Genomic DNA, 12666 nt, shown 5'->3' on the forward strand with positions numbered 1-12666 from the left:
GGCGCGCTTATAAACCTGTGAGGCACATGGGGAGCCGCTCCCCCGGCGGCCCTCCGTCACCCCCACTCCCCTGTGCTTCCCGTGAAGGGCAAACGTGTCCATAACTCCTCGCAGTGCGCGGACTTCGCGCTCCATCGGTGTTGCTCTCGCGTCCGCCGCGCTCGTGCTCGGCGTCGCGGGCAATGCCATGGCCTGCAGCATCAAGGACTTCTCCGCCGTCGCCGAGTGCGACGGCGGCAACGGCGTCATCCGGGTGACCGACGTGGACCCGCTGGGCGTCAAGGCCGAGATCACGGTCTACCTGGAGAACAACGGGGCCGACCTGCGCATGGTCGGCAGCCGGACGATCGAGGACTCCACCGCCAAGGGTGTCACCGTCACCTTCGACGAGGACTGGGAGCCGAACGCCGAGTACCGCATCCACGTCGAGGCCGAGGACTACGTCAACGAGGACCTGCCGATCCTGGTGGCCCCCGCCGACGCCTGCACGGCCGACGCCATCACCCCGCCGGCCGCGTCCAAGGCACCCGGCAAGTCCGCCGACAAGGGCAAGGAAAAGGAGAAGGAGACGGGGAACGGGAACGGAAACGGGCAGGACGACGAGCCGTCCCGGACCAAGACCTCCCCCACCCCGTCCGCCTCCGAGGGCACCGTGCCCGCGGGCTCGAAGGACGACAACGCCCCCTCCCCCGAGGGCGACTCGGGCCTCGCCGAGACCGGTGGCGACTCCAACACCGGCACGATCGCCGGTGCCGCGGCGGCCCTGGTCGCCCTCGGCGCCGGTGCCGTGTACTACAGCATGCGGCGGCGTGGAGCCTCCACCCGCTGACCCCTGTCCGTCAGGGCCGTGGCCCGTACCCCCGCACCACGGGGTACGGGCCACCCGCTGTTCCGGGCTCGCTCACCCGAACGTGGCCCTCCGCAGCCAGAAGTCGAGCAGCTCCCGGTCCCCCAGCACCTGCAACTCCCCGCCGTCCGGCGGCATGCGGCGATAGAAAGCGAGCAGCACCTCGGTGAGCGGCCCGCGCAGCGCCACCGTCGCCTTCTCATGGCCGCGCCGTCGGCGCATCACGTCCTCGGTCAGCTCGATCACCCTCCCCCACCCTTCGGGCGGGGGGACCCCCATCTCGCTCCGCTCGGCGTCAATTTCGGGGGACGTGTCGGTGGCATGCAGATGGATGGTGCGCCCCGGGCCCCGCAGTTCCGCCGCCTCGTCGTGCGGCATGGTGCGCTGCACGAACTCGACGATCTCCAGCCACTCGTCGATCGTGTCGGCGGCGATCTCCGGTGCCACCTCGACCGCCCGTCCCACGGTGAGCGCGGCATCGGCTCCGTGGACGACGAGTTCGTGGGCCATCCGCCGGGCCCAGAACCCCGCACTCCGCTCCCACCCCCACGACCACACGGGCTCCACGGGGCCCGCCTCGCGCAGTGCGGCCACGGTCATCGCGCCGCTCTCGGCGAGCCACGCGTCCAGCGCGGCCGGGTCCCCCTGCCCTTCCGGCCCTCCGTACAGCGGGACGTCCGCCTCGGGGAACTCCTCCTTCGCCCGGGTCCGTACGTTCGCCTCGACCCAGCGCAGAGCGCCGCCGATGTGCCGCAGCAGGTGTTCCAGCGTCCAGTCGGGGCAGGTCGGCACGGTCGCCGTCAGATCGGCGCCGGAGGTCACCAGTTGCCGCACCTTCTTCACCTGGAGCTCGATCTCGGCACAGTAGCGCTCATGTCGCGGCCCGGGTTCCTGCACAAGCATCGCCATGGTGCCGCACCTTATGCGGCCGGACCGGCCCCCAGCACGACGATTTCCGCCCCGTCGAAGCTCACGCCGACCTCGTCCCCTGGCTCCGGCGCGTCCCGCAGCGCACACGCCGCCTCCAGTCGCGGCGCGCCCTCCGGCTGGAGGTGCAGGGCGACATGCGTGCCCCGGAACGTACGCGCGGCCACCGTGCAGCGCAGGCCGTCGGCCGGATCCACCAGCCGTACGCCGGCGGGCCGCACAAGCAGCGTGCACACCCCCTGCGGCGCCCCCTCCGGCACCGGCACCTTGCCCCACACGGTGTCCGCCACCTGCCCCGTCACCGTCGCCTCGACCACGTTGTCGAAGCCGAGGAAGCGGGCCACGAACTCGTCCGCGGGCCGGCGCCACACCTCAAGGGGCGTACCGGACTGGGCGATCCGACCGTCCCGCATCACCACGACCCGGTCGGCCAGCGCGAACGCCTCACCCTGGTCGTGCGTGACCGCCAGCACGGTCGTCCCCAACTCCCCGAAAAGCTGCCGGAGTTCGACGACGAGGCGCTCCCGCAGCGACCGGTCCAGCTGGCCGAGGGGCTCGTCCAGCATCAGCAGGCGGGGGCGCGGCGCGAGGGCCCGCGCCAGCGCCACCCGCTGCTGCTCACCACCGGACAGCTCCCCGACACGCCGGCGCGCGGCCCCGGGCAGCCCGACCAGCTCCAGCAACTCCCGCACGCGTACGGCGCGTTCGTCCTTCGCCGCGCCGTGCATCCGGGGGCCGAAGGCGACGTTGCCGGCCACGTCCCGCTGGGGGAAGAGCTGGTGGTCCTGGAACATCAGGCCGACACTGCGCTTGTGGGCGGGCACGCCCCGCTGGTCCCGCCCGTCGAGCGACACCCGTCCGCCGTCGAGGGGTTGCAGCCCGGCGACCACCCGCAGCAGCGTCGACTTGCCGCTGCCGCTGGGGCCCAGCACACAGACGATCTCGTGCTCGGCGACGTCCAGATCGACCCCGTCGAGCACGGGCCGACCGTCGAACCGTACGGTCGCGTCCTCAAGCCTGAGCAACATCAGAACTCTCCCGTGCGATCGGTACGGAGGCGCTCCAGCACCAGCAGGGCCACCGCGCACACCACCATCAGAATCGTCGAAAGGGCCATCGCCTGGCCGTAGTTGATTTCACCGGGCCGTCCCAGCAGCCGTGCCACGGCGACCGGCAGCGTCGGATTGTCGGCGCGCGCGATGAACACGGTCGCGCCGAACTCGCCGAGCGACACGGCGAAGGCGAACCCGGCCGCGACGAGCGACGCCCGCCGCACCATGGGCAGATCGACCTCGCGCCAGACCCGCCACGGCGAGGCCCCGAGCACGGCTGCGGCCTCCCGCAGCCGTTCGTCCACCGCGCGCAGCACGGGCAGCATGGTCCGCACGACGAACGGGACACCGACCAGGGCCTGGGCGAGCGGCACCAGGATCCAGGACGACCGCAGGTCCAGCGGCGGCTCGTCCAGCGCGATCAGGAACCCGAAGCCGACGGTCACCGCGGACACCCCGAGCGGCAGCATCAGCAGCGCGTCGAAGCCCCGGACCAGCCGGCCCGCGCGCCGGGTGAGCGCGGCGGCGGCGAGTCCGCCGACGAGCAGGGCGATGACGGTCGCGGCGGCCGCGTAGCGGAGCGAGTTCCCGACCGCCTCGATCGGCGCGACCAGGAAGATCCCGCTCTCGTCGCTGGTCAGGGCCTTGTAGAAGCCGAAGCCGGGCGCGTCGAGCGACCGCTCCACCAGCACGCCCAATGGCAGCAGGATCAGTACGACGACGGTCACGAGGACCGTGCCCAGCAGTGCCCACTGCCCCGCCCCGCGCGGCCGCCGGGCGGTGAGCGAGGCGTCCACCAGGCGCAGGGCGGTCTCCCGTCGCCGTACGGTCCACGCGTGCACGGCGAGGATCAGCCCGACCGCGACGAACTGGACCAGCGTCAGCACGGCGGCCGTCGACAGGTCGAAGATCTCCGAGGTCTGCCGGTAGATCTCCACCTCCAGCGTGGAGAAGGTCGGTCCGCCGAGGATCTGCACCACCCCGAAGGAGGTGAAGGTGAAGAGGAAGACCATCAGCGCCGCGGCGGCCACGGCGGGCCCGAGCGCGGGGAGCGTCACCTTCCGCCAGGCCGCGAACGGAGACGCCCCGAGCATCCGCGCGGCCTCCTCCTGCCGCGGGTCGAGCTGCGACCACAGCCCGCCGACGGTCCGGACGACGACCGCGTAGTTGAAGAACACATGAGCGAGGAGGATCGCCCAGACCGTGGTGTCCAGCCGCAGGCCCCACAGTTCGTCGAAGAGCCCGCCGCGCCCGACGAGGGCCAGGAACGCCGTACCGACGACCACGGTCGGCAGGACGAACGGCACGGTCACGACCGCCCGCAGCACGTCCTTGCCCCTGAAATCGAAGCGCGCGAACACATACGCGCCGGGGAGCGCGATCAGCAGTGTGAGCGCGGTCGAGACGATCGCCTGCCAGGTGGTGAACCACAGCACGTGCCGGATCCCCGTGTCCCCCAGCACCTCCGCGATCCGCCCGAGGTCCCAGCTCCCGTCGGCCTTGAGCCCCCGGGCGACGATCGCCGCGACGGGATAGGCGAAGAACACGGCGAAGAACGCGACGGGCACCGCCATGAGCCCGAGCCGGGCCGCGCCCCCCGACCGACGGGGGCCGCGCGGCACGGTCTCGGACGACGACTTCGCTACTTCAGTACCAGGGAGGTCCACGACTTGACCCACTGGTCGCGGTTCTCGGCGATCTTCTCCGGCGCCATGGTCTCGGGGTCCTTCGCCGCCGGCCCGTACTCGGTGAACTCGGCGGGCACGGACGCCCCCTCGACCACCGGGTACACGAACATGTTGAGCGGCATGTCCTCCTGGAACCGCTTCGAGATCAGGAAGTCGATCAGCGCCTTGCCGCCCTTGGCGTTCTTCGCGTTGCTCAGCAGCCCCGCGAACTCGATCTGCCGGAAGCAGGTGCCCTCGGCGACCCCGGTCGGCGCGGTCTTCGGCCGCGGCTTCGCGTAGACGACCTCGGCGGGCGGCGAGGAGGCGTACGACACGACGAGCGGCCGGTCGCCGCCGGCCTTCTTGCCGTCCGTCGACCCGGAGAACTCCTGGTAGTACGCCTGCTCCCAGCCGTCGACGACCTTCACGCCGTTGGCCTCGAGCTTCTCCCAGTAGCCCTCCCACCCGTCGTCGCCGAACTCCGCGGCCGAACCGAGCAGGAAGCCGAGCCCCGGCGAGGAGGTGGAGGCGTTCTCGGTGACGAGGAGATCCTTGTACTCGGGCTTGACGAGATCGGCGTAGGTCCTCGGCGGCTCGATCTTCTTCTCGGCGAAGTAGGCCTTGTCGTAGTTGACGCAGATGTCACCGGAGTCGATGGGCGTGACCCGGTGCTCGCCCTTGTCCAACTGGTACTCGGCGCCGACCTTGTCGAGCCCCTTCGCCTCGTACGGCTGGAAGAGGCCGTTGTCGAGCGCGCGGGAGAGCAGCGTGTTGTCGACGCCGAAGAAGACGTCGCCCTGCGGGTTGTCCTTGGTCAGGATCGCCTGGTTGACGGCCTGCCCCGCGTCGCCGCTCTTGAGCACCTTGACCTGGTACCCGGACTCCTTCTCGAAGGCCTTCAGCACGTCCTTGGAGTAGGCGAAGGAGCCGTGGCTGACGAGGGTGACGGTCTTGGAGCCGCCGGAACCGTCGGAACCGGCGTCGTCCGCCGACGAACCGCACGCGGACAGGGTGACGAGCCCGAGACCGACGGCGAGAACCGTCGCTCTCCTGGTGATGGTGATGCCCACTGGATTCATTCCTCCTGGAGGTGACCAGGAAGAGACGCGGCCCTGCCCGGGGCTCTCGGCGTTCCGAAGGCTCCCGGGCAGGGCGCAACAGCTTGAGTGATGACCGAACTTCCTACCCAGAATGACCTGGGCGAGGTTCAGAGGGTCTGCGGCCCGGATGCCGCACTCTCAGCGCTGTGGCGCTCCCCTGTCGGAATATGAACATGTGCGTACGGGTCTCAGACTACCTCTCGGTCGCCGCGAGCTGACCGCACGCCCCGTCGATCTCCTGCCCCCGGGTGTCCCGGACGGTCACCGGCACGCCATGGGCGGCGATGGCCTCGACGAACGCCTTCTCGTCCTCGGGCCGGGAGGCGGTCCACTTGGAGCCGGGGGTCGGGTTCAGCGGGATCAGGTTTACATGCACCGGCTTGCCCCTGAGCAGCCGGCCGAGCCGGTCACCGCGCCACGCCTGGTCGTTGATGTCCCGGATCAGCGCGTACTCGATGGACAGCCGACGCCCGGACTTCGCCGCGTACTCCCACCCGGCGTCCAGGACCTCGCGCACCTTCCACCGGGTGTTCACGGGGACGAGCGTGTCACGCAGTTCGTCGTCCGGGGCGTGCAGGGAGATCGCGAGCCGGCACTTGAAGCCCTCGTCGGAGAACCGGTGGATGGCGGGCACCAGCCCGACCGTCGACACGGTGATCCCACGCTGCGACAGCCCGAGCCCGTCCGGCTCCGGGTCGGTCAGCCGCCTGATCGCCCCGACGACGCGGTTGTAGTTGGCGAGCGGCTCGCCCATCCCCATGAAGACGATGTTGGAGAGCCGCGCGGGCCCGCCGGGGATCTCGCCGTCCCTGAGCGCCCGCATCCCGTCGACGATCTGGTGGACGATCTCGGCGGTGGACAGGTTCCGGTCGAGCCCGGCCTGCCCGGTGGCGCAGAACGGGCAGTTCATCCCGCAGCCGGCCTGCGAACTGATGCACATCGTCACCCGGTCCGGGTACCGCATCAGCACGGACTCCACGAGCGTCCCGTCGAACAGCCGCCACAGCGTCTTGCGCGTGGTCTCCTGGTCGGTCGACAGATGCCGCACGACGGTCATCAGCTCCGGAAGCAGCGCCTCCCGCAGCTTCGTCCGCGCACCCGCGGGGATGTCGGTCCACTGCTCCGGGTCGTGCGCGTACCGCGCGAAGTAGTGCTGCGACAGCTGCTTGGCACGAAACGGCTTCTCCCCGATCGCGGCAACAGCCTCCTTCCGCTCAGCAGGCGAAAGATCAGCAAGATGCCGCGGCGGCTTCTTGGCTCCGCGGGGGGCGACGAATGTGAGTTCTCCGGGCTTCGGCATAACCCTCCCAGTGTCGCAGATCAACTCGTGTGACCCGTCCCCGTCAGGAAGTCGGGGAGCACGGGCGCGGGCCCCCGCCCCGGCGAACCAGGACGAGGGCCCGTCTGCGGCGCGCGTGGGCGCGGGCGATTCGGATCAGCCGGAGCCCACGAAGAGCACCAGCAGGAGCCAGACCACCGGAGCGGTCGGGAGGAGGGAGTCCAGGCGGTCCATGATGCCGCCGTGGCCCGGCAGGAGCGTGCCCATGTCCTTGATGCCGAGGTCCCGCTTGATCATGGACTCGCCGAGGTCGCCCAGCGTGGCGCTGGCCGCGACGGCGAGGCCGAGGAGCAGGCCCTGCCACCAGGCCCCGTCGTCGATGACGAACTGCATGAGCAGCGCGCCCGCGACCATGGCGAAGGCGATCGCGCCGAGCAGCCCCTCCCGGGTCTTGCCGGGGCTGATGCGCGGCGCGAGCTTGTGCGTGCCGAACCGCCAGCCGACGGCGTACGCGCCCGTGTCGCTGACGACGGTCAGCAGCAGGAACACCAGGACCCGCTGAGGCCCGTCGTCGGCGGCGAGCATGAGCGCGACGAACGTGGCCAGGAACGGCACGTAGAAGGCCGCGAAGACCCCCGCCGTGACGTCCTTGAGGTAGTTCTCCGGCGGTTCGGTCATCCGCCAGACGAGGACGGCGAGCGCGGTGAGCGCCATGGCCACCCACGCGCCCTCGGGCCCGCGCACGTATCCGCTGACGACCATGGCGGCACCGCCGACCGCCAGCGGCACGAGGGGCGCCTTGATGCCCTTGCGTTCCTGCAGGCGCGAGGTGAGCTCCCACAGACCGACGACGACGGCGACCACTATCACGCCGACGAACGCGGCCTTGACGATGAACAGCGACGCGACGATGACCGCGCCGAGCGCGACGCCGACCCCTATGGCGGCGCCCAGGTCACGGCCCGCGCTCTTCTTCTGCGGGGCGGGCTGCGGGGCGTCGGGCATGGGCTCCGGCTTCTGCGGCGCGGCCCCGTGGGGCTGCGCCGACGGCGTCTCGTCACGGAACGGGGGACCGGCCTGCCGAGCGGCCCCCCGGTCGTCGTCCTGGTTCCCGCCATGCGCGGGTACGTCGGGCACGATGGGCATGGGGCGAGTCTGCTGGGCCTCAGGCGCATCGTACGTGGGACCCGCCGGGGCATGCCCCTGGACAGGTCCCCGGTCGGTCGGCGCCCAGTACCCGGCTTGTGGCGGCGCCCCCCAGGAAGAGTCGTTCATCAGACCTCGAGGAGCTCCGCTTCCTTGTGCTTGAGCAGCTCGTCCACCTGGGTGACGTACTTCGCGGTGGTGTCGTCGAGCTCCTTCTCCGCACGACGGCCCTCGTCCTCGCCGACCTCGCCGTCCTTGACGAGCTTGTCGATCGCGTCCTTGGCCTTGCGGCGGACCGAGCGGATGGACACCTTGGAGTCCTCCGCCTTGCTCTTGGCGACCTTGATGTAGTCGCGGCGGCGCTCCTCGGTCAGCTCGGGGAACACCACCCGGATGATGTTGCCGTCGTTGCTCGGGTTGACGCCGAGGTCGGAGTCGCGAATCGCCTGCTCGATGTTGCGCAGGGCGGTCTTGTCGAACGGGGTCACCACGGCCATGCGCGGCTCCGGCACCGAGAACGAGGCGAGCTGGTTGATCGGCGTCAGCGCGCCGTAGTAGTCAGCCACGATCTTGTTGAACATCGCCGGGTGCGCACGACCGGTGCGGATCGCGGCGAAGTCGTCCTTGGCGACCACGACGGCCTTCTCCATCTTCTCCTCGGCCTCGAGGAGGGTCTCTTCGATCACCACTTGCTCCTGCGTGTCTTGAGTAGGCCCGGCAGCTGTACTTGGTCTGGTCGGCGGCCGGCTGCGTCGCGTCTTGTTCCTGCACGGTTCCCGACCGGCAGGACATTGTCCATCCCCCGGTCAGGCTCCGTCCCCCGGGCAGGGGAAGGACCCGGCCTCAGGCCCGGCTTCCCTGATCACCCACGAGAGTGCCGATCTTCTCACCCTTGACGGCCCGCGCGATATTGCCCTCCTTGAGAAGCTCGAACACGAGGATCGGGAGCTTGTTGTCACGGCAGAGCGTGATCGCGGTGGCGTCGGCGACCTTCAACTCGCGGGTGATGACCTCGCCGTAGCCGAGGGAGTCGAACTTGACCGCGTCCGGGTTGGTCTTGGGGTCGGAGTCGTAGACCCCGTCCACACCGTTCTTGCCCATCAGCAGCGCCTCGGCGTCGATCTCCAGGGCGCGCTGGGCGGCGGTGGTGTCGGTGGAGAAGTAGGGCATGCCCATACCGGCGCCGAAGATGACCACACGGCCCTTCTCCAGGTGGCGCACGGCGCGCAGCGGGATGTACGGCTCCGCGACCTGGCCCATGGTGATGGCGGTCTGGACGCGGCTGTCGATGCCCTCCTTCTCCAGGAAGTCCTGGAGGGCGAGGCAGTTCATGACGGTGCCGAGCATGCCCATGTAGTCGGAGCGGGCCCGGTCCATGCCGCGCTGCTGGAGTTCGGCGCCGCGGAAGAAGTTGCCGCCGCCGATGACGACGGCGATCTCCGCGCCGTCGCGTACGACCGCCGCGATCTCACGCGCGATCGCGTGCACCACGTCGGGGTCGACGCCGAGGCCACCGCCCCCGGAGAACGCCTCTCCGGACAGCTTCAGCAGAAACCGGCCGCTCAATTTGCCGTCGTCGCTCTTCTGGGGCTTGGTGGTCATGGGATCTCGCCTCTTCACGTGTCGCACATACGAAGAAGGCCATTGCCGGTGGGGTGGTGTTCGCATCCCATGCGCGGCAATGGCCTCCTCGTCAGATCTGCTGTCGTCCGTATCGCGTCACGCGCGCACGGGGCGGCGTACGCGAACGACTGCACTCGACCCTATCGGGGCCGGGCGCTGGTCGCGTAACGGACTCAGATGCCAACCTTGATGCGCGTGAAGCGCTTCAGGGTGACACCGGCCTCGTCCAGGACCTTCTGGACGGACTTCTTGTTGTCCAGCGCGTAGGGCTGGCCGAGCAGCGTGGCGTCCTTGAAGAAGCCGTTGAGGCGACCCTCGACGATCTTCGGCAGGGCGGCCTCGGGCTTGCCCTCAGCGCGGGTGGTCTCCTCGGCGACGCGGCGCTCGGACTCGACGACCTCGGCCGGCACGTCCTCCTTGGAGAGGTACTTCGGCGCGAAGGCGGCGATGTGCTGGGCGACACCCTTGGCGAGGTCGGCGTCGGCCTTGTCGAGCTCGACCAGAACACCGATCTGCGGGGGCAGGTCGGGCATGGTGCGGTGCATGTAGGCGAAGACGAAGCCGTCGGCGAACTGCGCGAAGCGGTCCAGGACGATCTTCTCGCCGAGGTTGGCGTTGGCCTCGTCGACGTACGCCTGGACGGTCTTGCCGGCCTCGATCTCGGAGGCGAGCAGCGCGTCGAGGTCGGCCGGGGAGGTCGCGGCGACGTGGGCGGCGATGGCGTTCGCGGCGGCCTGGAACTTCTCGCCCTTGGCGACGAAGTCCGTCTCGCACTTCAGCTCGACGAGGACACCGGAGGTGTTGTCGTCGGCGATGACGGAGACCACGGCGCCGTTCTCGGCGGAGCGGCCCTCGCGCTTGGCGACGCCCTTCTGGCCCTTGATGCGCAGGGCCTCGACGGCCTTGTCGACGTTGCCCTCGGCCTCGTCCAGCGCCTTCTTGCAGTCCATCATGCCGGCGCCGGTGAGCTCGCGGAGCTTCTTGACGTCAGCGGCGGTGTAGTTCGCCATGATCTGTGAATCTCTTCTCGGAGTTCGAAGTCTCGAAGTCGGCGTCCGCCGCCGCTCGTAGGGCGGGCGCCCGCCGAAGATCTACGGGCTGTGGGTGAACGGCGGGTGGCGCGTTCGGCGCCACCCGCCGTCATGTCGACAGCCCTACGACCGTGAAGGTCAGGCCTGCTCGGCGTCCGCGGCCGGAGCCTCGGCGGCGGGGGCCTCAGCAGCGGCCTCGGCGGCGGGGGCCTCAGCAGCGGGGGCCTCGGCAGCGGCCTCGGCCGGAGCCTCGGCGGCAGCGGGAGCCTCGGCGGCCGGCGCCTCGTCGGCCTTCTTCTCGCCCTCGAGCAGGTCGCGCTCCCAGGCGGCCAGCGGCTCGCCCGCGGCCTTGTCGCCCTTGCCCTCGGTGGCGACACGGGAGCGGGAGATGAGACCCTCGGCGACCGCGTCGGCGATCACACGGGTGAGCAGCGTGACGGAGCGGATCGCGTCGTCGTTGCCGGGGATCTTGTAGTCGACCTCGTCGGGGTCGCAGTTGGTGTCGAGGATGGCGACGACCGGGATGTTGAGCTTCCGGGCCTCGCCGACCGCGATGTGCTCCTTCTTGGTGTCCACGATCCAGACGGCGCTGGGCACCTTCTGCATCTCGCGGATACCGCCGAGGGTCTTCTCCAGCTTGGCCTTCTCGCGCGAGAGCACGAGAAGCTCCTTCTTGGTCAGACCCGACGCGGCGACGTCCTCGAAGTCGATCTGCTCGAGCTCCTTGAGGCGCTGCAGACGCTTGTAGACGGTCGAGAAGTTGGTGAGCATGCCGCCCAGCCAGCGCTGGTTGACGTAGGGCATGCCGACGCGGGTGGCCTGCTCGGCGATGGCCTCCTGCGCCTGCTTCTTCGTGCCGACGAACATGACCGTGCCGCCGTGGGCGACGGTCTCCTTGACGAACTCGTAGGCGCGGTCGATGTACGACAGCGACTGGAGCAGGTCGATGATGTAGATGCCGTTGCGCTCGGTGAAGATGAAGCGCTTCATCTTCGGGTTCCAGCGACGGGTCTGGTGACCGAAGTGGACGCCGCTCTCCAGCAGCTCCCGCATCGTGACGACGGCCATGGCCGTTCTCCTTGAATTTCTCGGTTGTGCCGCGAGAACCGGACGGCTCCCGCGCCTGACGCCCGCGATGCGCCGTTGCCACGAAGGACCGAGGGGCGCTGATACGGACCGTCCGACGAATCTGACGGACCTCGTACCGGGGCGTGCGAAGTCGACCCGGTGACCCGGATCGCCACCAGAAGTGTACGGGACCCGCGAGGCCCCGGGTGACGCCGATATCCACAACCGACGAGTACTCCACAGATCCCGGCCATGATCGCGCCACTCGCGGGACGCTTTCCCCATGTCCGACGAGATGACCCACGGGGACACACCCCCACGACGTGCCCGCACATGGCCCGCCCTGCTGCTGTGCCTGATGTCGGCGCTGCTGCTCACGGCCTGGACGACGGCACCCCGCGCGGCTCCGGGGCAGGACGCCGCCGCCCCGGCACCACCGACGGCCGAGGAGCCGGTCCCGGCCGTGGCCCGCGTCTGGCCCGTCGGCCTGCGTCCCCTGGTGGCGCGGGTCTGGGAGCCCCCGCCGACCCCGTACGCCCGGGGCCATCGAGGCGTCGATCTCGCCGCGCCGGCCGGGTCTCCGGTGCGCGCGGTGGCACCGGGCCGCGTCGCGTTCGCGGGCCGGGTGGCGGGCCGAGGAGTCGTCTCGGTCGAACTGACCGGCACGGGCGACCCGCCCCTGCGCACGACCTACGAACCCGTCCGTACCTCCGTGAAGAAGGGCGACCAGGTGACGGCGGGGACGCCCCTGGGCACCCTGGAGGCCGTCCCTTCCCACTGCCCGACGGCGTGCCTCCACTGGGGACTGCGCAGAGGGGACACCTACCTGGACCCGCTCACGCTGCTCCCGCCCCGGCTCCTCCGAAGGGGCCCGTCACGCCTGCTGCCGGTGCCCGGGTGAGCGTGCCCGCCCGGCTCCCACAAGG

12 protein-coding genes are annotated in these 12666 nt (G+C 70.3%); 2 read left to right on the forward strand and 10 right to left on the reverse strand.

Annotated features, from left to right (window positions below; translation table 11 throughout):
- Positions 1-94 precede the first annotated feature (94 nt).
- A complete protein-coding gene (locus ACZ52C_RS28785) occupies positions 95-829 on the forward strand; it encodes an LAETG motif-containing sortase-dependent surface protein (protein WP_469077497.1) in 735 nt (244 codons plus the stop codon).
- A 72-nt stretch (positions 830-901) separates the two neighbouring features.
- Here ACZ52C_RS28785 and ACZ52C_RS28790 read toward each other — a convergent pair whose 3' ends face one another.
- The 10 genes from ACZ52C_RS28790 to rpsB form a co-directional block, all read right to left on the reverse strand.
- Complete coding sequence (locus ACZ52C_RS28790; protein WP_469077498.1) at positions 902-1756, reverse strand: maleylpyruvate isomerase N-terminal domain-containing protein; 855 nt, start codon at positions 1754-1756, stop codon at positions 902-904.
- Between the two features lie 11 nt (positions 1757-1767).
- Positions 1768-2802, reverse strand: a complete 1035-nt coding sequence (locus ACZ52C_RS28795; protein WP_469077499.1) for an ABC transporter ATP-binding protein — start codon at positions 2800-2802, stop codon at positions 1768-1770.
- Positions 2802-4400, reverse strand: a complete 1599-nt coding sequence (locus ACZ52C_RS28800; protein WP_469077500.1) for an ABC transporter permease — start codon at positions 4398-4400, stop codon at positions 2802-2804. The genes ACZ52C_RS28795 and ACZ52C_RS28800 overlap by 1 nt, the downstream gene beginning before the upstream one ends.
- Before the next feature lie 68 nt (positions 4401-4468).
- A complete protein-coding gene (locus ACZ52C_RS28805; RefSeq protein ID WP_469077501.1) occupies positions 4469-5572 on the reverse strand; it encodes a thiamine ABC transporter substrate-binding protein in 1104 nt (367 codons plus the stop codon).
- A 214-nt stretch (positions 5573-5786) separates the two neighbouring features.
- The gene (rlmN, locus tag ACZ52C_RS28810) at positions 5787-6893 is read right to left on the reverse strand and encodes a dual-specificity RNA methyltransferase RlmN (RefSeq protein ID WP_319241506.1); all 1107 of its coding nucleotides are present in this window, start codon (positions 6891-6893) and stop codon (positions 5787-5789) included.
- Between the two features lie 135 nt (positions 6894-7028).
- Complete coding sequence (locus ACZ52C_RS28815) at positions 7029-8147, reverse strand: phosphatidate cytidylyltransferase (RefSeq protein ID WP_469077502.1); 1119 nt, start codon at positions 8145-8147, stop codon at positions 7029-7031.
- Positions 8147-8704, reverse strand: a complete 558-nt coding sequence (gene frr / locus ACZ52C_RS28820; RefSeq protein ID WP_469077503.1) for a ribosome recycling factor — start codon at positions 8702-8704, stop codon at positions 8147-8149. The genes ACZ52C_RS28815 and frr overlap by 1 nt, the downstream gene beginning before the upstream one ends.
- Positions 8705-8861: 157 nt before the next feature.
- Positions 8862-9620: a UMP kinase gene (pyrH, locus tag ACZ52C_RS28825; RefSeq protein ID WP_045561445.1), complete on the reverse strand. Its 759-nt coding sequence runs from the start codon at positions 9618-9620 to the stop codon at positions 8862-8864.
- Positions 9621-9814: 194 nt separating this feature from the next.
- Positions 9815-10651, reverse strand: a complete 837-nt coding sequence (tsf, locus tag ACZ52C_RS28830; protein ID WP_468471639.1) for a translation elongation factor Ts — start codon at positions 10649-10651, stop codon at positions 9815-9817.
- Positions 10652-10810: 159 nt separating this feature from the next.
- Positions 10811-11740 (reverse strand): 30S ribosomal protein S2, encoded by a 930-nt coding sequence (gene rpsB / locus ACZ52C_RS28835; protein WP_469077504.1) that lies wholly within the window; start codon positions 11738-11740, stop codon positions 10811-10813.
- A 283-nt stretch (positions 11741-12023) separates the two neighbouring features.
- On the opposite strand from rpsB, the gene ACZ52C_RS28840 reads away from it, so the two are divergent.
- On the forward strand, positions 12024-12641 hold the full coding sequence (locus ACZ52C_RS28840; protein ID WP_469077505.1) for a murein hydrolase activator EnvC family protein: 618 nt from the start codon (positions 12024-12026) through the stop codon (positions 12639-12641).
- The last annotated feature ends 25 nt before the right edge of the window (positions 12642-12666 follow it).

The organism is Streptomyces sp. NPDC034049, from assembly GCF_055575575.1.